The organism is Oryzobacter telluris, assembly GCF_043099285.1.
GTDB lineage: Bacteria > Actinomycetota > Actinomycetes > Actinomycetales > Dermatophilaceae > Oryzobacter > Oryzobacter telluris.
Window position 1 is genome coordinate 865,415 of the sequence record NZ_CP170723.1, and the last position, 22,642, is coordinate 888,056.

13 protein-coding genes are annotated in these 22,642 nt (G+C 72.8%); 5 read left to right on the top strand and 8 right to left on the bottom strand.

Annotation, left to right across the window (positions count from 1 at the left end; genetic code table 11):
- Positions 1 to 343 precede the first annotated feature (343 nt).
- From ACFLFB_RS03895 to ACFLFB_RS03905, 3 genes are read left to right on the top strand one after another with little or no spacing between them, the layout of a single operon-like run.
- The gene (locus tag ACFLFB_RS03895) at positions 344 to 3,442 is read left to right on the top strand and encodes an efflux RND transporter permease subunit (protein WP_392544396.1); all 3,099 of its coding nucleotides are present in this window, start codon (positions 344 to 346) and stop codon (positions 3,440 to 3,442) included.
- Positions 3,435 to 3,869, top strand: a complete 435-nt coding sequence (locus ACFLFB_RS03900) for a hypothetical protein (RefSeq protein WP_392544397.1) — start codon at positions 3,435 to 3,437, stop codon at positions 3,867 to 3,869. Before ACFLFB_RS03895 ends, ACFLFB_RS03900 begins: the two co-directional genes overlap by 8 nt.
- An 11-nt stretch (positions 3,870 to 3,880) precedes the next feature.
- On the top strand, positions 3,881 to 7,045 hold the full coding sequence (locus ACFLFB_RS03905; RefSeq protein WP_392544398.1) for an efflux RND transporter permease subunit: 3,165 nt from the start codon (positions 3,881 to 3,883) through the stop codon (positions 7,043 to 7,045).
- Positions 7,046 to 7,258: 213 nt separating this feature from the next.
- On the opposite strand, the gene ACFLFB_RS03910 is transcribed toward ACFLFB_RS03905, so the two are convergent.
- From ACFLFB_RS03910 to ACFLFB_RS03920, 3 genes are all read right to left on the bottom strand, one after another.
- Positions 7,259 to 10,882 carry a DNRLRE domain-containing protein gene (locus ACFLFB_RS03910; RefSeq protein ID WP_392544399.1) on the bottom strand — a complete coding sequence of 1,208 codons (3,624 nt, stop codon included), beginning with the start codon at positions 10,880 to 10,882 and terminating at the stop codon, positions 7,259 to 7,261.
- A gap of 395 nt (positions 10,883 to 11,277) precedes the next feature.
- Complete coding sequence (locus ACFLFB_RS03915) at positions 11,278 to 13,440, bottom strand: DEAD/DEAH box helicase (RefSeq protein WP_392544400.1); 2,163 nt, start codon at positions 13,438 to 13,440, stop codon at positions 11,278 to 11,280.
- A gap of 266 nt (positions 13,441 to 13,706) precedes the next feature.
- A complete protein-coding gene (locus ACFLFB_RS03920) occupies positions 13,707 to 14,255 on the bottom strand; it encodes a TetR/AcrR family transcriptional regulator (protein ID WP_392544401.1) in 549 nt (182 codons plus the stop codon).
- Between the two features lie 227 nt (positions 14,256 to 14,482).
- Between ACFLFB_RS03920 and ACFLFB_RS03925 the strand changes: the two genes are divergently transcribed.
- Both ACFLFB_RS03925 and ACFLFB_RS03930 read left to right on the top strand, forming a co-directional pair.
- Positions 14,483 to 14,680 (top strand): hypothetical protein, encoded by a 198-nt coding sequence (locus ACFLFB_RS03925; RefSeq protein WP_392544402.1) that lies wholly within the window; start codon positions 14,483 to 14,485, stop codon positions 14,678 to 14,680.
- A gap of 7 nt (positions 14,681 to 14,687) precedes the next feature.
- The gene (locus ACFLFB_RS03930; RefSeq protein WP_392544403.1) at positions 14,688 to 16,160 is read left to right on the top strand and encodes an MFS transporter; all 1,473 of its coding nucleotides are present in this window, start codon (positions 14,688 to 14,690) and stop codon (positions 16,158 to 16,160) included.
- 25 nt (positions 16,161 to 16,185) lie between these two features.
- Here the strand turns inward: ACFLFB_RS03930 and ACFLFB_RS03935 are convergent, their stop codons facing one another.
- The 5 genes from ACFLFB_RS03935 to ACFLFB_RS03955 all read right to left on the bottom strand — a co-directional run bounded on the left by ACFLFB_RS03935 (position 16,186) and on the right by ACFLFB_RS03955 (position 22,420).
- Positions 16,186 to 17,256, bottom strand: coding sequence for a hypothetical protein (locus ACFLFB_RS03935; RefSeq protein WP_392544404.1), 1,071 nt, complete (start codon positions 17,254 to 17,256; stop codon positions 16,186 to 16,188).
- A gap of 137 nt (positions 17,257 to 17,393) precedes the next feature.
- Positions 17,394 to 18,269 (bottom strand): hypothetical protein, encoded by an 876-nt coding sequence (locus ACFLFB_RS03940; RefSeq protein ID WP_392544405.1) that lies wholly within the window; start codon positions 18,267 to 18,269, stop codon positions 17,394 to 17,396.
- Positions 18,270 to 18,283: 14 nt separating this feature from the next.
- Positions 18,284 to 19,396, bottom strand: coding sequence for a CapA family protein (locus ACFLFB_RS03945; protein WP_392544406.1), 1,113 nt, complete (start codon positions 19,394 to 19,396; stop codon positions 18,284 to 18,286).
- On the bottom strand, positions 19,375 to 21,180 hold the full coding sequence (locus ACFLFB_RS03950; RefSeq protein WP_392544407.1) for an ATP-binding cassette domain-containing protein: 1,806 nt from the start codon (positions 21,178 to 21,180) through the stop codon (positions 19,375 to 19,377). The genes ACFLFB_RS03945 and ACFLFB_RS03950 overlap by 22 nt, the downstream gene beginning before the upstream one ends.
- Before the next feature lies 1 nt (position 21,181).
- On the bottom strand, positions 21,182 to 22,420 hold the full coding sequence (locus ACFLFB_RS03955; RefSeq protein WP_392544408.1) for a DUF1611 domain-containing protein: 1,239 nt from the start codon (positions 22,418 to 22,420) through the stop codon (positions 21,182 to 21,184).
- Positions 22,421 to 22,642: the final 222 nt, after the last annotated feature.

The window sequence follows — 22,642 nt, forward strand, 5'->3', positions numbered from 1 at the left end:
CGCGGCAGGAACTGCCCGGCGGCCCGGGTGCCTCCCAGGAGGGCTCGGAGACCGGGGGCAGAAAGGTGGCCCGCCACCGCAGGATGGTGGCGGGCCGCCGGCCAAGGGGGACCCTCGCACGTCCGGGTCGCGACAAATATCCCACCGGGTCGTGGTGATTGCAACGGTCCGGGATGGCCCGATCAGGCCATGCCACCCCCCTCCGTCGGGGTCACAGCATCGCCACAGCATGAGCACAACGGGCTATTACCAAGGGCGTTCGTCGTCACTACGCTCCCGAGGGTGCGGGAGTTGCAGGAGCTTCCGCCTACCTATCGCAGCCACGGCTGCATGGGGGTTGGTCATGGTCGGTCGCATCGTCAGAGGGGGCGCGCGGTCGCGTGTCCTCGTCGTCATCATCGCCGCGGTGCTCACCGTGTTCGGCGTGGTCCAGCTGGGGGGGACACCGGTCGAGCCGGTTCCCGAGTTCGCCCCCGTGACCGTCGAGGTCCAGTCGGAGGCGCTCGGTCTCTCGGCGCAGGAGGTCGAGGACCTCGTCACCGTGCCGCTCGAGTCGAACCTCCTCAGCGGGGTCGCCTGGGTCGACCGGATGCAGTCCTCCTCGATCCCCGGTCTGTCGTCGATCGTCATGACCTTCGAGAAGGGGACCGACCCGGTCCGGGCCCGCCAGGTGGTGCAGGAGCGGCTCACCCAGGGCGCCCTGCTGACCAACGCGTCGAAGGCCCCCGTGATGCTCCAGCCGACCTCGGCGGCCAACCGCGTCGCGATGATCGGCCTGTCGTCGAGCGAGCAGAGCCTGGTCGACCTCTCGGTCCTGTCGCGGTGGACGATCCGCCCGAAGCTGATGAGCGTCGAGGGCGTGGCCAACGTGTCGGTGTGGGGCATGCGCGACCGCCAGTTGCACGTGCAGGCCGACCCCGTGCGGATGCAGCAGCACGGCGTCAGCCTCGACGAGCTCGTGGCGACGACCGGCAACGCCCTGTGGGTGTCGCCCCTGAGCTTCCTCAAGGCGTCGACCCCGGGCCGCGGCGGGTTCCTCGACCTCCCGCAGCAGCGGGTCAACGTGCAGCACGTCTCGCCGATCACCGACAACGCCGCCCTCGGCCGCATCGCCGTCGAGGGAGCCACCGGACCGGTCACCCTCGCGGACGTCGCGACGATCGTCGAGGCGCCGCCGACGATCATCGGTGACGGCATCGTCGACGACGCCTCGGGGCTCGTCCTCGTCGTCGAGAAGCAGCCCGGGGTCAGCACCGCCGAGGTGAGCAGCGGCATCGAGGACGCGCTGGCGTCCCTCTCCGTGGGGCTCCCGGGCGTGACGATGGACTCCTCGCTCTACAGGCCGGCCGACGACGTCGCCGCCGCGGGGCGCAACCTCGCGCTGGCCGCCCTCGTCGCCCTCGTCCTCCTGGCCCTCGGGTCGGCCCTGCTCTACCGCGCCTGGCGACCGGTGGTCACGGTCGTCTCCACCGTCGGGCTGTCGGTGCTCGCGGGCTGGCTCCTGCTGGACCTGCGCGGCACCCCCGTGAACCTCGTGGCACTCACCGGCCTGGCCGCCGGTGGTGTCGTCGCGATCGCCCAGGCCGTGGCCGCCGTCGACGGCCTCGCCCGGGCGCCGAAGGAGCTCGAGCCGGCGCGGCGGGTCACCGTCGCCTACGCGGGCCTCGGGGTCAACGCCGTCTACACGGCGCTGGCGGCCCTGGTCCTCGCGGTACCGGCCTTCTTCCTCGAGGGCCGGGCAGGCGCGTTCCTTCCCGAGGCCGCCACGGGTTTCCTCCTCGCGGTCGCGGGCGCGCTCGTCGTCGCGCTCGTCGTCGCGCCGGCGACCGCTGCTCTGCTCGGGGCGCCCAACGGGATGAACCGCGTTGCGCCGCAGAGAGTCTCGTCAGGTATTGCATCCCTCACCACGCGCTTCGCCTCCTCGGCCGTCGCCCTCGTGGCCGTCCTGGCCGTGGGGGTCGCGGCCTCCGCGGCGCTCCTCCTCGGCCTCGACGTCCAGACCCACCCGAGGTTCCAGGAGCGGACCCTGGTGCTGTCGGCCACCGCCGCCGAGGGGACCTCGCCGCAGACGCTGACGACCACCCTCGGCTCGCTCGCCGGCACGATCAGGGCGATCGACGGTGTCTCGGGAGTCGGCGGGCACGTGGGCCGTGCCGTCACCGGCGAACGCGTGGTCGGCACGAACTCCGGTGAGCTGTGGATCACCCTCGCCGGGGGCGCGGACCGCGACGCCGTCGCCGGCGCCGCCCTCGAGGCCGCGCGTGCGGCCGGGGACCTCGACCCGACGATCGGCAGCGCCCTCGACGGTCGCGTCGACGCCCTGCTGCCCGATGCCGAGGGTCCCCTCGTCGTGTCGGTCTACGGCCCCGACCCGGCCACCCTGCGCACGAGCGCGCAGCGCACCCTCGAGGTCCTCTCGCAGACGGCGGGCGTGAGCAACGCGCACCTCGTCGAGGCGCCCACCGAGCCGACGATCCAGATCGCGGTCGACCTGCCCAAGGCGGAGGCGCTGGGCCTGTCGCCCGGCGACATCCGGCGCCAGGCGTCCACCCTCGTCGGCGGCATCGAGGTCGGCGCGATCTTCGAGGAGCAGAAGGTCTTCGACGTCCAGGTGTGGACCGGTGAGGACCTGCGCAACAGCCCGGACAAGCTCAAGGCCCTCCCGATCGGGACGCCGGGCGGGGGCCAGGTGCCCCTCGGTGAGGTCGCCACGGTGACGATGTCCGACCAGCCCACCGTCATCCACCGCGAGTCGGTGCAGCGTCGCCTCGACATCGTGGCCGACGCCGGCAGTGGCGCCGTGAGGGACGCCGTCGCGAGCAACCTGTCCGCGATGAGCCTGCCCGCCGAGTACCACGCGGAGGTCAGGGACGAGGGGGCCCGGCTCGACGCCAACCACCGCGACGTCCTCCTGTACGGCGTGGCCGCCCTGCTCGGCGTGCTGCTCCTGCTCCAGGCCGCCACGCGCAACTGGTGGACGGCCGTCGCCGCCACCGTCGCGATCCCCCTGGCGATGACCGGCGGCCTCGTCGCGGCGCTCGTCGTGGGCGACCTGACGATCGGTGCGCTCGCCGGCCTGCTGGCCCTGGCCGTGCTCGGCGTCCACCAGGCCCTCACCGTGGTCCGGGTCGCCCGGGCCCGCGCAGACGACCCCGACGACCCCACGGTGGCGGGTGCCGCGACCGGCGCGGTCCTGCCATCGGCGGTGCTGACCCTGCTCGTCGGGCTGGGCGGTGTCGTGCTCGGCACGCGGGTCGGCCTCGAGGCGCTCTCCGACGTCGCGGTCGTCCTGGCGGGTGGCGCCGTGACCACCGCCCTCGCCTCCCTCGTGGTCCTTCCGGCAGTGGCGGCCCGCTACGGCAGCCGCGAGGAGGCGGTCGAGGACTTCTCCTTCGACGAGGCCGCCCTCTACGGGCACCTGGGAGTCGGCAGCCATGCGTGACGTCCGGCGCGCTGCGGGCGCCGTCCTCGTCGCCGTGTCGGCCCTCGTCCTCTCAGGCTGTGCACAGGTCGAGGCCACGGTGCACGAGCCGTACCCGGCGGTCGAGATCGTCGACGGCGCCGACAAGGCCGCCCCGAAGACGCTGACGCTCACCGCCGACGCCATCCGACGGCTCGAGGTGGCCACGGTCGTCGTCGAGGACCCGGCGGCCCTGCCGTTCGCGGCCGTCGTCTACGACAAGAAGGGCAAGCCCTGGGTCTACACGAACCCGACGGAGCGCACCTTCATCCGCGTGCCCGTGACGATCGAGCGCATCACGGGCGACACGGCCGCGGTGTCCGCCGGCCCGGCCCGGGGCACCCACGTCGTCACCCGCGCGGCGATCAAGCTCTACGGCGCCGAGACCGGCGTCGGCGGCGGGCACTAGGAGGCCTGGCCATGATGCGTCGCATCCTCACGACGAGCCTGCGGTTCCGCTACCTCGCGGTCGCCGCCTCGGTCGTCATGCTCGTCGTCGGCGGGCTCCAGCTGCGCGACACCCCCGTCGACGTCTTCCCCGAGTTCTCGCCACCGCGCGTGGAGGTGCAGACCGACGCCCTCGGGCTGTCCGCCCAGGAGGTGGAGGAGCTCATCACCGTCCCGATGGAGCAGGGCCTCACCGGGATGCCCGGACTGGCGACCCTGCGCTCGAAGTCGATCCCGCAGCAGTCGTCGATCGAGATGATCTTCGCCAAGGGCACCGACGTCATCGAGGCCCGTCGCCTCGTCGCCGAGCGGATCCAGACGATCACGCCGACCCTGCCCAGCTGGGCCACGCCGCCCGTCGTCCTCCAGCCGCTCTCGGCGACGAGCCGGGTGATGAAGATCGGGGTCCGCTCCGACTCCCTCGACCTCATCGAGCAGTCGACCCTCGTGCGCTACAAGATCCGTCCCCAGCTGATGTCGCTGCCGGGCGTGGCCAACGTCGCCGTGTGGGGGATGCGCAAGAACCAGTGGCAGATCCAGATCGACCCCGACCGGATGCGCGCCGCCGGCGTGACCCTGGAGCAGGTGATGGCGGCCGCCTCGGCCGGGACCGACGCGGGCCTGCTCAAGCACCGCGCGGGCACGAAGATCGGCAGCGGCGGGTACGTCGACGACGGCCAGAACCGGTACGCCGTGCAGCACGTCCTCCCGCTCGACTCGGCCGAGTCGATCTCCCAGATCGTCATCGCCCAGGAGGGCGGCGGCACCGTCCTCATGGGTGACGTCGCCGACGTCGTCAAGGGGCACCAGCTCCTCATCGGCGACGCGGTGATCAACGACGGCGACGGGCTCCTCCTCATCGTGGAGAAGCTGCCGTGGGGCAACACGCTCGACGTCACGCGCGCGGTCGAGCAGTCGCTGGCGTCGATGCAGCCGGCGCTCGGCGACCTCGAGATCGACACGACGATCTTCCGCCCGGCCAGCTTCGTCGAGCTGGCGATCGAGAACCTCACGCGGGCCCTGACGCTGGGCATCATCCTCGTGGCGGTCGTCCTGCTCTTCTTCCTCTTCCAGTGGCGCACCGCGCTGATCTCGCTCGTCGCGATCCCGCTGTCGCTCGTGGCGGCGGCCCTCGTGCTCCACCTGCGCGGGGAGACGACGAACACCATGGTCCTCGCCGGGCTGGTGATCGCCGTCGGCGTGGTCGTCGACGACGCCATCATCGACGTCGAGAACATCGTGCGGCGGCTGCGTGAGCACCGCGCCTCCGGCGGCACGAGGTCGACGGCGTCCATCGTCCTCGAGGCCTCGCTCGAGGTCCGCAGCCCGATCGTCTACGCGACCTTCATCATCCTCGCGGCCGCGATCCCCGTGTTCTTCCTCCAGGGCCTCATGGGCTCGTTCTTCCGGCCGCTGGCGCTGTCGTACACCCTCGCCGTTGGGGCCTCGATGCTCGTGGCGGTCACCGTGACGCCGGCGATGGCCCTCATCCTCCTGCGCAAGGCCCCGCTGCACCCGCAGCCGCCTCCGCTGGTGCGGTGGACCCAGGCCGGCTACACGCGGCTCCTCCGGCCCGTGGTGCGCCGTCCGCTGGCCGCCTACGCCGTCGTGGTGGCGCTGCTCGCCGCCGGCGTGGCCGTCGTGCCGCGGCTCGGGCAGGACCTCCTCCCGACCTTCCGGGAGCGCGACTTCCTCATGCACTGGGTGCTCGAGCCCAGCGCCTCCCACGAGGAGACGATCGCCGTCACGAGGGCGGCCAGCCGCGAGCTGCGCGCCGTGCCGGGGGTGCGGAACTTCGGCGCCCACGTGGGACAGGCGGCGATGGGTGACGAGGTCTACGGCATCTACTTCGTGGAGAACTGGATCAGCATCGACCCCGACGAGGACTACGACGCGACGCTCGCGCGGGTGCAGTCGGTCGTCGACGGCTACCCGGGCCTGCGCCGCGACGTGCAGACCTACCTCAAGGAGCGCATCCGCGAGGTGCTGACGGGCGCCGGAGAGGCCGTCGTCGTGCGCGTGTACGGGGACGACCTCGACGTCATCGAGGGCAAGGCGCACGAGATCGAGGACGCCATCGCCGGCATCCCGGGGGTCAAGGACCCACACACCGACCTGCAGACCCGCGTCCCGCAGCTCGTCGTGCAGGTCGACCTCGACAAGGCGCAGGCCGTCGGCCTCAAGCCCGGCGACGTGCGCCGGCAGGCCGCCGTGTACCTCGCGGCCCAGGAGCTCTCCGACGTCTACCGCGTCGGCAAGGCCTACGACGTCATGGTGTGGAGCGTTCCGGAGTCGCGCCGCACCCCCGACCAGGTCCGCGACCTCCTCATCGACACCCCCGCCGGCGGGACCGTGCGGCTGGCCGACGTCGCGTCGGTCGAGATGGCCTCGACGCCGAGCATGATCCGGCGGATCGACGGGTCGCGGCGCCTCGACGTCGGCGCGAACGTCGAGGGCCGCGCGCTGGCCGACGTGGCCGCCGACGTCCGGACCGCCGTCGCGGGCGTGGAGATGCCGCTGGGCTACCGCGTGGAGGTCATCGGCGAGGACACCGAGCGCACGGCCGCCGCGCAGCGCCTCAACCTGCTCTCCGGGGTCGCCCTCGTGGCGATCCTCGGGCTGCTCTACGGGTCGTTCCGCCGGTGGCGGCTGGCCGTCCTCAGCCTGCTGACGCTCCCGATGGCCCTCGTGGGTGGGGTGCTCGCGGCCTGGGCGACGAGCGGCACGATGACGATCGGCTCGTTCGTCGGCCTGTTCACCGTCCTCGGGATCGCGGCGCGCAACGGCATCCTCATGATCAGCCACTGCCAGCACCTCGAGGCGCAGGAGGGCGTGGAGTTCGGCCCCGAGCTCGTGCTGCGCGCCGCGCGCGAGCGCCTCGCCCCCATCCTCATGACGACGCTCGCCACGGCGCTGGCCCTCGTGCCCCTCGTCGTCATGGGCGACGTCCCCGGTCACGAGATCGAGTACCCGATGGCGATCGTCATCCTCGGCGGGCTGCTCACCTCCACGCTGCTCAACCTGTTCGTCGTGCCCTCCCTCTACCTGAGGTTCGGCCGGGCGCAGGAGGCCCGCGCCGTGGTGGCGCAGACCGACCCCGTGGTGCGGCCCCCCGCCCCGCAGCCCGTGCTCACCTGAGCAGGGTCAGGGGGCAGCCCGTCCTCACCTGAGCAGGGTCAGGGGCACCCAGACGGCGCCCCGGAGCCGCGACACCGGTTCCGGGAGCCCGAGGTGGTGGTCCCTCCGGGTAGTTCGGCCCGGAGGGACCCCACTGCCACCCGCGGTGCCGGCGGAATCCCCTGAGACGGACCGGCGTCCGGCGGGTGGTGCCCGTGGGGGAGGGCAGGGGGGCTAGTACGACGAGGTCACGACGAGCACGGCGGCCGTGGGGGCCCCCGCCTCCTTCGACTGGAAGGCCACGGCCGTCACACCGGGCTGGTTGAGGACGAAGGAGTACGTGCCGTTGCCCGTGATCGTCGCCGTGACCGGGATGTCGACCCAGCCCGCCGCGGCCGTCGGGCCCGCGGAGCCGGCGACGGCCCCGGGCGCCGGGGCGGTGGTCCAGGAGATCGTCGCCTCGTCCCAGGTGGTGCTCGTGGTGCGCGCCTGCACGGTGCTCGTGTTGCGGGCGTTGGCGTAGACCCGCAGGACCGCCGACGTCACGACCGGCTGAAGGCTGCTCGTCGTGAAGCGCAGGTACGACGAGACGACCGGGTCGCCGTCGAGCCGTAGCGTCGTCGTGGTCCCGTACTTCGAGCCGGGGGAGGCGGAGTTGACGTAGGCGTCGGCGCCGACCTGGAAGGTCTGGGTCGAGGGCGCCGGCACCTGGGTCCGGGCGCTCACGGCCGCGGACCGGGCCGAGCGGTTGCCGGCGGCGTCGACGGCGTCGACCTCGTAGGCATGGGTCGAGCCCGTGACGAGACCGGTGTCGGTGAACGACGTCGCGTCGGCGGGAAGGTCGCCGCCCAGCTGGGTGCCGTCCCGGTAGAGGCGGTAGCCGGTGACCCCGCGGTCGTCCGTGGACGACGTCCACGTCACCCCGATCGAGGTCAGGCTCGCGCCGGCCGCCTGGACGCCACCGGGGACGCTCGGTGCCGTGGTGTCCAGGGCCCACGTGGTGGCCGTCGCGGGCGGGCTGGAGAGGAGGGAGAAGTTCGCGTTCTCGTCGATCGCGCGCACGGTGTACGAGTACGTGGTCGCCGGGGCCCGGCCGGTGTCGTTCCACGAGGTGGCCGACGCGCCGACGAGGCCGGCGGACACGTCGTCACGGAAGATCTCGTAGCCGCTGAGGGCGGTGTCGTCGGTGGACGCGGTCCACTCGACGTTCACCGTGCGCTCCCCCGTGGCGGTTGCCGTGACGTTGCCGGGGGTCGTCGGCGGGGAGCCGCCGTTGTCCCTGGGCACGGTGATCGAGGCGGTCACGGCGTCGGAGCGGTTGCCGGAGGCGTCGGTCGCGCTCAGCGCGTACGTGTACGTCTTGCCGGCCTTGACGGTGTCGTCGTCGTACGAGGTGGCGGACGCGGGCAGCTGGGCGATGGTCGGGTTGTCCCGCTTGAGGCGGTACCCGGTGATGCCGACGTTGTCGGTCGAGGCGCCCCAGCGGATGCTGACCGTCGTGGGCCCGGTGAGGACCACGTCGAACGGGTCGGGGAGCTCGGGTGGCGTCTCGTCCGGCGGGGTCACCGCGGCGGTCGCGCTGCGCGCCGACCGGTTGCCCGCGGGGTCGACCGCGTCGACGGCGTAGGTGTAGGCGCGCCCGGCGTTGACGTCGGTGTCGACGTACGCGCGCTGGGAACCCACCACGGTGTCCTTCGCGACGCCGTCGCGGTAGACGGTGTAGTAGGAGACGGCGTCGTTGTCGGTCGAGGCCGTCCAGGTGACGTCGACGTGGTTCTGCGAGGGCGCGGCGGCGTTGACGTTCCCGGGGACGGTCGGCGGCTGGGTGTCCGGCGGCGGCTGGCTGTTGACGACGAGCTGCGCCGTCGTGGAGGCGCCTGCCTCACGGCTGGCGAGGGTCGACGCCGTGGTCCCCGTGGTCGACAGCTTGAAGGCGTACGTGCCGTTGCCGACCACAGTCGACGTGACCGGGACGTCGACCCAGGTCCCGGAGGTGACGGACCCACTCGTGGCGACCAGGGGCCCCGCCGTGGGGGCGTTGGCCGCGGTGATCGTCGTCTCGCCCCAGGTCGTGGGGACGGTGCGGACCTGGACCCCGGCGGTGTTCTTCGCCGTGGCCCACAGCCGCAGGTGCGCCGAGGTGACGTTCGGGTGCGACCCGGACACGGTGAACCGGACGTAGCTGTTCGTGGACGGGTCGGCGTCCAGTCGCAGGGCCGTGGCCTTGCCGTAGTTCTTCGTCGGCTGCTGCTCGGTCGTGTACGCGTCGGCGTCGGTGGCGGCCACCTCGGTCACGGGCGTCGGGGCCGGGGTGGTGACCGACGCCGGGGGCGTGGACACCGGTGACTCGTTGCCCGCGGCATCGAGGGCGGACACGGTGAACGCGTAGGTCGTCGACGAGGCGAGGTTGATCGCCGTGTAGGTCCGCGTGCCCGACGGCAGGGTCGCGAGGACGCTCGCCCCCTGGCGGACCCGGTACTGGGCCACCCCGCGGTCGTCGGTGGCGGCGTTCCAGGCGAGGTCGGCCGAGTAGGTGGCCGTCCCGGTCGTCTGCAGGGTCGCGGTCAGCCCGGAGGGGCGGGTCGGTGGCTGAGTGTCGGCGGGCAACGCGGTGCACCGGACGAACCCGGTGTCGAGGACCTTGCCGGTCGACCCGTTGGGGGTCCGGTAGGTGTAGTCGACCCGGTCGGGGAAGACCTCGAGGCGAAGGGCGCCGTAGGCCTGGTGCGTCGCCACGACGCGGGGGTCGCTGCCGGTGATGCTCTGGCTCGAGTGTCCGCCGGCGCCCGACACCATCTCGGTGACGCCGTCGGGGTCGGGCTGCTGGTTGCCGTCGAGCGGCATCCAGTGCTGGTACTGGTGGTCGTGACCGTTGAGGACGAGGGTGACGTTGTTCTGGCGCAGCACCTGCCACATCGCCGCCATCCGCTGCGAGGGCCCTTCGCTGCCGACCGTGTTGAGCGGGTGGTGCCACAGGACGACGGTGCAGGGGTTGGTGCGGTTGGCCAGGTCCTGGACGAGCCAGTCGAACTGCGCTGTGCCCGTTGCGGTCTGGTTGTACTGGGTCGTGGAGTCGATGGAGACGAAGTGCCAGCCGCCGGCGTCGTAGCTGTAGTGGTGGGGGATGTTGTTCCAGTACCGGAAGTAGCCGTCGGCCTCGAAGGCGCCGGACGCGTTCTTGTTGTACTCGTGGTTGCCGATGACGGGCGCGGTGATGTCCTTGAAGCGTCCGTACCAGTGGGTGGAGTCGCCGTACCAGTTGCGGAACTCGGTGATCGTGCCGTCGTCGTACACGTCGCCGAGGTAGGTCATCATCTCCGGCTGCCAGGCCGCGATCATGTTCGTGACGTCGGTCGCCGCGGTCTCGCCGCCGGCGCCGTCACCGACCGCCGCCACGACGAGGGGGTCGGTCTGGGTGGCGGGCGGGCGGGTCGGCGGTGACCAGCTCCCCGTCGGGGTCGGTGGGGTGCTCACCCCGTTGGTGAGCACCAGGTCGACGGACGTGGGGTCGGAGATGGTCCCGTCGCGGAAGACGAGCTGGGCGCGCAGGGTCGCGGCACCGTCGACGACGTCGGCCGTGTCGAGCGTGAAGGCGTACGGGGCCTCGTAGTCGGTGAGGAGGTACGCGTCGCGCAGGGCGAACTCGGCCTTCGCGACGCGCGGGCCACCGGCGGAGACGTCCACCGTGGTGGCGACCTGCACGGGCCCGGTCGCGGGCCCGTCCACGAGCGCGGAGAGGCACAGCGTGGCGGTCCACCCCGTCCCCTGGGTCGTCGTGCACGCGGTCTGGGCGGCAGCGCTGGGCTGGACGGTGACGACGGCGGCTCCGACGACGGCGCAGACAGCGGCGACGGTCATGGAACGGCGTCCACGCGGTGACCTCATGGGCGGCCTTCCTGCTAGGGCCCTTGATGACGTTGTGGGCCGAGGCAGGCGCAGCGCCCCGGAATACCGGCGGGCCCTTCCCGGTACTGCGCACCGGGTGACAGGGACTACGGGATCCGTCGGGAACAGCCGCAGCCTAGGACCGCGGTCATCACCACGGACATAGCCCGTTGGAGCCGTTCCCGCAGGTCCGGCATGGTCCGACCGGGTCATGGACCCGGGACCGTCGCGTGCACCGGCTGATCGGCCGATGAACCTTCGACAACCGGCCTGGAACGCCGAGATGACCTGAGCGAGGGCCGGCGCCGCCCTAGCCTTCATCCAGGCGTCGCCGGCGGTTCATCCTGCACTGCCGGCGGCGCCGCTCCTCAGGTCGTCGCGGACGTCCCGCCGGACGTGGCCGAGCGCGACTCGAGGGCCTCGGTCAGCAGCGTGACGAGGGCCTCGAGCTGCACGTCGGCCGAGGAGCCCACCTCCTCGTCGGAGCCGTCGAGGGCGCGCGCCGCCAGCCCCGCCTTGTCGTCGATGAGCTCGGCGATCCGCGGGTCGATGGTCTGCGCGGCGATGATCCGCCACGCGGTGACCGGCTCGGTCTGGCCGATGCGGTGCACGCGGTCGATCGCCTGGGTCTGCTCCGCCGCGGTCCACGACAGCTCGGCGAGGACGACGTTCGATGCGACCTGGAGGTTGAGCCCGACGCCGGCGGCGGTGAGCGAGCACACCGCGACGTGGACGTCGGGGTCGGTGAGGAACGCCTCGATGTTCTCCTTGCGCTGCTTGGGCGTCTGGTCGCCGCGGATCGACGCGTAGCCGACGCCGCGCTTGGCGAAGGTCGCCTCGGCGGTGTCCATGACGTCGATGTGCTTGGCGAAGAAGACGACCTTGCCGACGCTGCGCGCCAGCTGCGCCGCGTAGTCGGCGGCGAGCCCGGCCTTGGCCTGGCCGATGCGGCGCATCACCGAGAAGACGTTGTCGCCGGTCTTGTCGGTGCCGGCGTTCTTGCGCTCGGCCGCGGCGACCTTGCGCACGAGGTCGTGGTCGATGACGTGGGCGTCGACGTCGACCGCGCGGGCGGCGCGGGACGCCTCGTAGCGTGCGACGAGGCGGCGGGCGAGGTCCTGCTCCGCGGCCCGGATCGAGCGGCTCGCCTCGTCGTCGAGCTCGACGGGGAGATCGGCCACGCGGCGTGCCGGGATGTCGGAGGCGACGTCGACCTTGCGGCGCCGGACGATGCCCATCTCGATGACGCTCGTGCGCGCGGCCGCGTAGAAGCCGTGGTCGGCGGGCGCGAGGCCGGTCTCCTCGAGCTTGGCCATGAGGGCGTTGCGCGGCTTCTTGTCGTCGATCCAGCCGAGGAACTGCCAGATGGCGCGGAAGTCCTCGATGTCGTTGATGAGCGGCGTGCCGGTGAGCGCCATGAGCAGGGCGTGGCTGTTGCGCGCCCGGATCCGCTCGGAGAGCCCCAGCACGTGCTGCGAGCGCTGCGAGGTCTTGTTCTTGATGAAGTGCGCCTCGTCGACGACCATCCCGCGAAAGCCCAGGGTGCCCAGCCATCCGACGTGCCGGTCGAGGATGTCGTAGTTGACGATGACGATGTCGGCGAAGCCGTCGATGGTGTCGCCGTCGCCGTGGACGACTGTGGCCGCCCGGCGGGGGGTCCACAGCTCGGCCTCGTGCGCCCAGTTCGCCTTGACGACGTTGGGGACGACGACGAGCAGGGGGAAGGCGTCGGCGGCGTCGGCGGCGAGCAGCGCCTGCGCGGTCTTGCCCAGGCCCGGCTCGTCGGCGAGGAGGAAGGTGCGGTGGCCCGCGGCGGCGGCCGCCACGACCTGGGCCTGGTGGTGCATGAGCTCGAGGTCCTTGATGCCGTGGACGACGGCGCCGGGCTCGGGCAGCGGCATGCACGTGGAGTCGCCGCCGTACTCGAAGGCGCGGAACAGCGGGGTCAGCAGCTCCCAGCCGCCGAGCCGGTTCGTCGTGGGGCGCGGCGGCGGGGGAGGGGTGGCCCCCGGCGCGAGGAAGGGGTTGGCGAGCTGGCGGGCGATGACCGTCTGCGGGACCACGCGTCGCGCGGTGGGGACCGGCTCGGCGAACGTCGTCGGCTCGGGCTCGACGACGGCCTCGGGCTCGCGCCCGCTGTCGCGCAGCATCCGGTTCTTCAGGTCCTTGGCGTCGGCGGAGACGACCGCACCGTCGGCCAGCAGCTCGAGCAGCGAGGTGTCGCGCGCGGCCGTCTTGGCGAGGATGGTGGCGATGCCGTCGAGCCGGGTCATCGCGGCGGTGCGCTCGCCGGCCGAGACCGTGGTGTCGGTCTTCAGCCGGGCGCGCTCCTCGCGGACGAGCAGGGCGACCACCTGGAAAGCCGTGCGCTCACGCGGCCGGACCCGGCCGCGCATCGCGTCGGCCTCGACCTTGCGGATGGCGCGCGCGAGGACGGGGATGATCCCCTCGTCGTCGTGGGCGCGCGGTCGCTGCCGGTCACGCTGCGTGGACCGCGGCGCGCCGGCACGGCGCGGAGCTCGCTGTGCCAAGCGGTTCCTTCTCCTTCGTCGGACACGGCGGGAGCGAGACCGGCGGCGCCGGCCCGGCTCCGGGGACGTCGTGGCCGTCGGGCGGGCGGGACGACGTCCCGGGCCGACGCGCACGCTCGCCGAGGGCAAGGCCCCGGCCCCCGTGTCGCGGATGCGTTCCCGCCGAGCGGCGGGACACCATCCAGCGTACGGGGTCGGCGCCGACGACGGTGACCCCGTCGACAGGTTTGTCCTCCGGTCGCGACCGGAGGCGACCCGCCAGCGGGTCAGGCGCGGACGATCCCGTCGACGACGACCTCGAGCATGGGGCGCACGGCGATGTCGGCGCGGCTGGTGTCGGCGACGCTGGCGATGCCGCTGACGAGGCGCATGACGTTGGCCGGGTCGACGCCGTCGCGCAGCTCGCCGGTGGCGTCGAGGTGCTCGATGACGCGGCGGTTGGCCTGGCCCATGACGTGGCACTTGCGGTACATCGGCGACGCGGGGTCGTCCATCGCCGCGCAGATCTTCGTGGCCGCGCCACGGTGCAGGGTGATGTGCTCGATGAAGTGCTCGAACCAGTCGAGGAGCATGACGGGGGCGGGCGCGCCGGTGGCGATGGCGGCGTCGGCGTCGGCGGACACCCGGTCGGTCCACTCCTGCATCAGGGCGTCGACGAGGGCCTCGCGGGTGGGGAAGTGGCGGTAGAGGGTGCCGGGACCCACCTCGGCGCGCCTGGCGATCTCGTCGAGGGAGGCGTCGGTGCCGCGCTCGGTGAACACGATCCGGGCCGTGGCGAGGATCTTGTCGTAGTTGCGGCGGGCGTCGGCGCGCATCGGCCGAGAACTTTTCTGGGGAGCTTCGGACGCGTCAGTGGATGCCGAGGTCGCCTGTGCGGCAACGGTTTCCGGCGGCGACTCGAGGGTCGACCGCCCGGTGGCGGCGGACGTCACTGACATTCTCCTTGCAGAAACGGAGACATTCTCCGTATTGTTATCGACAGAACCGGAGTGGTTCTCCGCTAATCGTAGCGCGGACCGTCGCCCAGAGGGAGCCAGCAGCCATGACCACCACGATCCACCCCACCCGCCAGGCGCGGCGCCTCCACCTGTCGCACCTCGCCACCACGCACCGGGCCCCGCTGTCCGGGCGCGCCCCGACGGGCGTGCGCACCCGCACCTCCTTCACCCCGATGACGCCCGAGGGTGGTCGCCGTCCGGCACCCCGCCCCGAGGCGCACGCCCAGACCCGCGAATCCTGAGGACCCGATGTCGACCAGCACCACCGAGGCGCTCACCGGCGCCACCTCCTCCGCTCCCTCCCTTCCCGCGGCCGCCACCACCGCGGACGGCGCCTCCGGTGAGCGCTCCGCCCGCCGCGCCACCGTCGGCATCGGCATCGTGCTCGTCGCCCAGCTGATGCTCGTGCTCGACGCCACCGTCGTGAACGTCGCCCTCCCGCACATCCGCACCGACCTCGGCTTCTCGCCCGCCGGCCTGTCGTGGGTGCTCAACGCCTACACCCTCGCCTTCGGCGGCCTGCTGCTGCTCGGCGGGCGGCTGGGCGACGTGTTCGGTCGCCTGCGCACCTTCGAGCTGGGCCTGGCCGTCTTCACCGTCGCCAGCCTGCTCGGCGGCCTCGCCACCACCCCGACCTGGCTCATCGCGGCGCGCACCCTCCAGGGCGTCGGGGCGGCGCTCGCCGCGCCGGGTGTCCTCGCGCTGCTCACCACGAGCGCCCCGAACGAGGCCGCGCGCAACCGCGGGCTCGCGCTCTTCACGGCCGTCTCCTCCGCCGGCGCCTCCATCGGGCTGCTCCTCGGCGGGGTGCTCACCGACGTCGTCAGCTGGCACTGGACCCTCTTCGTCAACGTGCCGATCGGCGTGGGGGTGCTGCTCCTCGCCCGGCGCTTCGTCTCGGAGACGCCGCGGGTCGGCGGCCGCTTCGACGTCGTCGGCGCGGTCACGGCCACCGTCGGCTCGGTCTCGGTCGTCCACGGCTTCATCAGCGCGGCCGACCGCGGCTGGACCTCGCCGGTGACCCTGGCCTCCTTCGTCGTGGGCGTGCTGCTCATCGGGTGGTTCGTCCGGACCGAGGGTCGGGTGTCCGCGCCCCTGCTCCCGCTGGCCCTGGTCCGCAACCGGCACCGGGCGGGTGCCCTGGTCCTCATGGCCCTCGTCGTCGGGGCGCAGTTCTCGACGTTCTTCCTCGTCACGCAGTACCTGCAGCTCGTCCTCGGGTTCAGCCCGGTGGCCACGGGTGAGGCGTTCCTGCCGCTCAGCCTCGCGATCTTCGCGACGTCGCGGGTCAGCGCCCGGCTCGTGGCGAGCATCGGCCCGCGGGCCCTGATGCTGGCGGGCACGACGGGCCTGACCGTGAGCTTCCTCTGGCTCAGCGGCATCTCCACGACGAGCACCTACGCCGCCCACCTCCTCGGGGCGCTCGTCCTCAACGGGGTCTCGGCCGCGCTGGTCTTCATGCCGGTCACGGTCGTCGTCCTCGGCGGCGTCGAGCGCTCCCAGGCCGGGACGGTGTCCGGGCTGCTCCAGACCGCCCAGCAGCTGGGTGGGGCCGTCGGCCTCGCCGCGATCGTCAGCGTCTACGCGTCGCAGTCGCAGCCGGGGCAGTTCGTCCCCGGGGTGCAGCCGGCCTTCCTCACCTCGGCCGGGTTCACCCTGGTGGCGCTGCTCGTCGCCGCGGTCGTCCTGCGGCCCCGGAAGCCGGCGCCCGCCGACGCCTGAGGTCGACGGTGCCCGGTTGGAAGGGCTACGGCAGCAGCAGGGGGCGGGCCTCTGCGGAGCGGATCATCGACCCTCCGGAGTGGGCGACGCCGGGCACCGTCACGAGGGAGTGGGAGCGCACGGCGTCGGCGCCGAGGGTCCTCGGGAGCGCGGCGAAGAAGTTGCGACCCCGAGCCAGCCGGTTCGCCCCCTCCCAGGTGGCGGAGCACCCGGTGTCGAGGCTGGAGTCCACGACCGTGTCGAGCCCCCCGAGGAGGTAGCTCACGGGGGCGGCCGCGTACGCCGCCCTCGCCTGGGTGTCGGTCCGGGTGGACAGCGGGCCCGAGCGTCGCGAGAGTCCGTACTTCCAGGTGTTCCAGCGGGGGCAGGCGCGCTGCTCACTGGGCGTCAGCGCGCGACGGGTGGTGCCGCTCCATCGCTGCGTGTCGAGGTACAGGTAGGTCCCGGGGTTCATCGGCAGGTAGCGGGTGACGACGTCCTGCCCGGCGAAGGCGACGTAGCGCTGCACGAACTGGCCGCCGGCGCTGTGCCCTGCCACGGTGATCCGGGCGTTGGGGAACGAGCGGTGGGCCTGCACCGCCATGGCGTCGAGCACGGCGAACGAGGAGATCGTCCAGGCCCGCGCCGTGGCGACCGAGGGGTCGCCCTGCTTCCAGCCGTCCGCGGACCAGTACAGCTGGTTGCTCCGCGGTGAGTCCGCCGCAGCGGCGAACCAGGGGGCGACGACGACCGTCGTCGACATCCTGCCCGCCAGCGTCGCGGCGTCCGCCGTGTAGCGGCCGTAGTCGTCGGCGTTGCGGGAGTCGCCGTGCACGGTGACCACGACGTTGCGCACGGCGCTGTCGGGCCGCGACAGCCCGCCGTTGGACCAGTAGGGGACGACGTAGGTCGTCCCGGCCTGCGTGATCGCGAAGTCCGTGAGGGAGAGGGTCGCCGTGCGGACGACGTCGGTGCCGGCCAGCTCGGGGAGCTGCGCCGAGGCGGGAGCCGCCGGAGCGGCGGCGAGGCAGAGGAGGGCCACGGCGAGGACGCGGGCCGATCGACCGACCCGGCCGGGAGCGCGGCGGCAGGGGTCGATGCGTGGCGGGTGTGGCATCGCAGGGGGCTCACATTCTCGGGGACCGGGCTGGCTGCGTCCCCTGCGGACACCTGAGCAGCATCGCAGAACGGACCTGCGGAAACCGACGAATGGAGAATGGTCGCCCTGACGGGGGAGGCCGGGATACCTGCTGGTCAGCCCGCCGACGGCGCGATGAGCTCGACCGCCGCCGCGGACATGGCGACGTGGTCGTGGGCGACTCCCGGCACCACGACGAGGCGCCAGCGGAAGTCCAGCGCGTCCTCCTCGGCGGCAGCCCGACCCCGGGCGAAGAAGCTCAGCCCGCGCTGGTACCGCGTGGAGCCCTGGGCGTTCGCGCCCCTGTCCCGTCGCAGGTTCTCGGTCTCGACGTCGTCGCTGCCCAGCAGCACCACCAGGTCCCGCCCGAACAGCGCCCGGAGGTCGACCGACGGCGTCGGCAGGGCGTCGAGCCCGTAGGGGAAGTCGGCGGACTCGTCGGGCATGGTGTACCAGCCGGCGTTCGCCGCCACCGTCGTGGACACCGGTGCCTGTGGCATGAACTCGAGGTAGCGGTGCACGAACTGGGCCCCTGCGGAATGACCGAACAGGGCGAACGTGCGGCCGGTGTTGCCCACCTGGTGGCGCACCTGGGCGACGATCGGCTCGATCGCGGCGAAGGTCCATCGCTCCCGGGGCACCGGGTCGCCGTCGGCGTCGACGACGCCCCCGAGGTTGTAGCCCGCTGCTCCCGGGAAGTCGTCGTCGGGGAACTCGGGGACGACGACGATCATCGGACGCCGCTGGACGAGGGGGACCCACGCGTCCCGGTAGTCGGACGCGTTGCGCTCGGTCCCGTGCATCACGACGACGACGGCGGCGGTCGTGAGGTCGCCCGCCCCGGTGACGCCGAAGACCCGGATCGGGGGGAAGCCGGGCAGCCGGACGGTGAGCTCCCACGGCCCGGCTGCCAGGGCAGGGGTCTGTCGCGGCATCGACGGGCGGGTCGTGCTGCACGCCGCCAGGGACGCCATCGCGAGGACCCCGGTCACGACCACGACGAGGCTCAGAAGGCGACGGTGCCGACGGCGCCGGTCCACGTGACCTCCGGTCCGAGGAGCAGCCTGGCGCTGGCCAGGTGGCCGTCGTCGCACGGGCGCGGCACGTAGCCCACCTCGTCGTTGTCGGTCTGGAGGCAGCGGAAGGTCACCGACCCCGGACCGTTCCCGTGGTCGGCCCAGCTCACGTCGGCGACGAGGCCGACCCCGATCTGGCCGAACGTGGTGAACCGCCCCGGCGCCCCGAAGACGAAGTTGCCGAGGCTGTAGAGCACCGGTGTGCCGGAGACGGTCTCGACCGGCTGGGTGGTGTGGGGTCCGGTGCCGATGACGAGGTCGTAGCCGGCGTCGGCGAGGGTGCGTCCCCACAACCGCTGGCTGTCGTTCACGGCGGCGTAGTTGTCCCCCCAGTGCACCATCGCGATGACCTTGGTCGCGCCGGCGCGGTGGGCCAGGTCGAGCCCTCGGACGACCCGGTCGGCGGAGAACGACACCATCCCCGGCCTGTCGGCGGTGCTCCTCATCGTCGGCCCGAAGTCCTCGCCGAACGCGACGACGGCCACCTTCTCGTCGGCACTCGTCAGCAGCAGCGGCCGTTCCGCCTCGGCGAGGTTCTCCCCGGCGCCGAACGTCGTCATCCCGGAGGTGGCCGCTGCGGCTCGGGTGTCGCGCAGGCCGGTCGGCCCCATGTCCATGACGTGGTTGTTGCCCAGCCCGAGCACGTCGACCCCGGCGGCCGCCATGGCCGCCGCGGTCCGCGGGTTGCTGGCGTAGCTGTACGGGGCGCCCGGCCGCGCCGGCGTCGAGGCGGTGGTGATCGGCCCCTCGGCGTTGATGATGACGACGTCGCCGTCCAGCAGGGGTTCGGCCTGCGTGAACACCGTGTCGTAGCCCTGGGTGTCGACCAGCGTCTGGGCGCCGTCGCCGACCATCGTGTCCCCGGCGAAGGTCAGGGTCAGGACGCCGTCGGCCCCGGCGTCCACCTGCCGAGCGACGACCGCCGGCGCGGGCGGCTCGGCGATGGCCGCGTGGGCCGCGAGCCCGCCCACGCTCAGGAGGAACACCCCTGCCGCGGTGGCGATGAGCCGCCGGTCACGGGTCAGGTGCGTGTGGCGCGCCACCGGGGACCACCACCTGTCGTGGTGTGCCACTGGCGGTCCCGGTGCTCGGCGCCGCTGAGCACCTCGACGAGGTGACCGCCTTCCATCCGCCACACGTCGTCGGCCAGCTCGATGTCGTCGTCGTCCTGGGTGACCCAGATGACGGTGCCGCGGTGCCGGATGACCATCTCCCGCGCACGAGTTCGCGCCTCGGCATCCAGCCCCGTGAAGGGCTCGTCGAGGAGGAGGATCGCGGGGTTGCCCATCAGGGCCCGACCGAGGGCGATGAGCTGTCGATCACCGGCGGGGAGGTTGCGCCCCCCTTCGAGCAGCCAGGTCTTCACGCCTTCGGACCCCGCACGGGCCAGCGACTCCTCGAGACCGAGCCCGAGGACGACGCGCTGGATCTCCTCCGGGGAGGACTGCTGCGACGAGTAGGTCAGGTTGCGCCGGACACTGCCGCGCAGGAGGGGCTGGTCGGCGCTGACGAAGCCCAGGTGCCGACCCATCGACGAGGGCGCCGTGGCGGACAGGCGCTGGTCGTCGATCGAGACGGCTCCACCGGTGGGCTCGATCTGGCGGGCGATGACCTTCAGCAGGGCTGACTTGCCGGCACCGGAGGGGCCGGTGATGGCGAGGATGCGCCGAGGTCCGACGACGCCGGTGATCCCGGCGAGGGCGCCCGGAACGACGACGTCCGTGAGCTCGATCCGCCCCTGGCGCACCCGGATCCGGTCGAGGGACTCCTCCCTCGGGTCCCGGCTCGAGCTGAGGAGGAAGTCGGTGACCTTCTGGCGCGACACCAGCCCTCGGTGCCAGTAGTCGTGGGCGAGACCGAGGGTGCGCACCGGGCGGGTGAGGAAGCGCGCGACGATGACGGCGGCGACCACCTCCGGCACCGTGACCAGGCCACGGCGGACCTCGTAGAGACCGACCCCGAGGACGACGACGGTGGACAGCAGGCCGGTCGCCGCGGCCATCCCCCGGAGCCGTCCGCGGATGACCGCCACCCGGATGAGCGCCCGCGTCAGGGAGTCGTTCTGGCGGGACAGGCGGCCGTACTCGCCGTTGAGGTGCCCCGCCGTCTGGATCACCGACAGGGTGTTGATCTGCTCGTCGACGTTGCCGATGAGCAGGGAGCGTCGGCGCCGCATCGTGCGCGTGGCCTGCCGCATGGCGTGCCCGTTGAGCAGCGAGAGGGCCGAGCCCAGGGCGAGCACGGCGACGACGGCGAGGGCCAGGGCCGGGCTGATCCAGGCCAGCGTGCCCAGGCCCGCGGCCAGGACGATGAGGGCCGAGGTCCCCTCGAGCAGCCCACGGCTGAGCCACATGCGCAGCATCGACAGGTCGCCCGTGAGCCGGAGCAGCAGGCCTCCCCGGGCGCGGTGGTGGAGGTGCTCGGGAAGCATGAGCTGCAGGTGCCGGTACATCGTCATCCGCAGCCGCCGGACGACGTGGTAGCCCGCCCGTTCGGCTGCCGTGAACTCGGCTGCGCGCAGCAGCCCGAGCAGCACCGCGAGGACGGCGAGCGCCGCCACCTGCCGAAGGGCGGTGGCGAGCTGGACGTCGGCCGCGGCGCCGACCGCCGTCACCTGCAGGGCCTGGACCGTCCGCAGCGCCAACACCCCGAAGCAGACCATGCAGGCCGCCTGGGCCAGGCCCAGGGCGATGACGACGACGTAGGACCGGTGGGGGAGGCGGAAGGCGTCGGCGAGCGCCTCCGGGGTGGGCCGGCCGGACGGGAGGTCCGCCTCGTCGGGCCGGGCCGCGGTGCTGGTGTCGTGCGGCGCGGTGGAGTCGTCCACCTCAGCCCTCCCGGGGCGGTGAGCCGGCTCCAGCACGGGCGTCGAGGGCGACCAGCTCGGAGCCCGGGAACCCGTGGTCCTGGTCGTCCGGCCGTTCGTCGCCGTCCGCGGTGTGGTCGTCCTCCAGGCTGGAGAGCGACACCGGCCATGCCGGCAGCTCGAGCTCGGGCTCGGCGTGGACGAGCGACATGTCCAGCCCGATGATGGGGCCGACGACCGCCGGGTCCTGGAGCTCGGGGATGCCCAGGACCGGGAGGCCCAGCGCGGCCTCCGCCTCCCGGACCGCCAAGGGGGACTTCGTCATCAGACCGGACACCGCGCAGACGTCGAAGCCGTGCTCGGTGAGGGTGCGGACCCCCTGCGCCGCCCCCATCGCGTCGGATGCGGCGAGGATGACCGTGTCGACGAGGTCGTGCACGAGCGGGGAGACGAGGAGCCGGCGGTTCTCCTGCTGGAAGACGCCGTCGGCGATCTCCATCAGGGTGACCCCACAGCCGCCGACCGCGAGGTGTCCGACCAGCTGGGCCATGGCCCGCTCCAGCACCGGGATCGGCTGCTGGAAGGTCGCGGCCAGCCCGGCGTCGGTGAAGTCGAGCATCATGTGGGCGCCGGCGTCGAGCATGACCCAGTAGTCGTTGCCCGAGCCCGTGCCGGTGACCTTGGTCGCGCCGGGCCGGGCGCCGGCGCGCGCCAGGCCGTGGAGGAGGTGGTGCACCGTCGTCGTCTTGCCGGCGTTCATGGAGGTCCCCATGACGGCCACCGTCCGGGGGCGCTCCTTGGGGACGAGGATGTCCTCGAGGCGGAAGTCCGACACGTTGACCGGGCGGCCCATCGCGTCGCCGACCAGGCCCAGCGGGACGATCGAGGTGGCCGGCCGGACGGCACGGCTGCGGGTGCGCACCCTCGAGGCGATCCCGCCGCTGGCCACCATGTGGCAGGGGCCGAGGCTGAACGGCACGTAGGACTCGAACTGGTCGGTGGCGTACCGGTCGGCGTAGGCGAGGACGACGAGGTCGCCCTCGTGGAGCACGCTGCGCCGACCGTGCGGCTGCTCGATGTGCTTGTGGTGGCCGAGGCGGGCGATGCGGGCCAGCACCACGTCGCCGGACCGCGGACGGACCGCGCCGCCGACGAGGGTGACCATCGCCTCGCGGGGGACCCGGCGGGTGGCGAAGCTCTGCTTGGCCCGCTCGGCGAGGCTCTGACGAAGCGGCTTGACCCAGACTTCTTGACGAGACACGACCCCCCCCAAAGAACGACGGGTCGGCCGAGCGAGTAAGGGGCCCCGCTGGGGAGAGACGCTGGCCCTGCATCCAGCGGCTGGCTGACCATAACCGCTGCACCCTCACCGTGGGAGAAATCGCCACCCGGGTAGCCGTTCTCCCCTCAGCCTTCTCTCAAGACCTGCAGGTCAGAGCGGGTTTTCCGGGGGTCGACCAGCCCCGAGCGTCCGCGGACGGAC

Coding starts and splice junctions, on each gene's coding strand:
- ACFLFB_RS03895 (WP_392544396.1), top strand. CDS start 344: ATGGTCGGTCGCATCGTCAGAGGGGGCGCGCGGTCGCGTGTCCTCGTC.
- ACFLFB_RS03900 (WP_392544397.1), top strand. CDS start 3,435: ATGCGTGACGTCCGGCGCGCTGCGGGCGCCGTCCTCGTCGCCGTGTCG.
- ACFLFB_RS03905 (WP_392544398.1), top strand. CDS start 3,881: ATGATGCGTCGCATCCTCACGACGAGCCTGCGGTTCCGCTACCTCGCG.
- ACFLFB_RS03910 (WP_392544399.1), bottom strand. CDS start 10,882: ATGACCGTCGCCGCTGTCTGCGCCGTCGTCGGAGCCGCCGTCGTCACC.
- ACFLFB_RS03920 (WP_392544401.1), bottom strand. CDS start 14,255: ATGCGCGCCGACGCCCGCCGCAACTACGACAAGATCCTCGCCACGGCC.
- ACFLFB_RS03925 (WP_392544402.1), top strand. CDS start 14,483: ATGACCACCACGATCCACCCCACCCGCCAGGCGCGGCGCCTCCACCTG.
- ACFLFB_RS03930 (WP_392544403.1), top strand. CDS start 14,688: ATGTCGACCAGCACCACCGAGGCGCTCACCGGCGCCACCTCCTCCGCT.
- ACFLFB_RS03935 (WP_392544404.1), bottom strand. CDS start 17,256: ATGCCACACCCGCCACGCATCGACCCCTGCCGCCGCGCTCCCGGCCGG.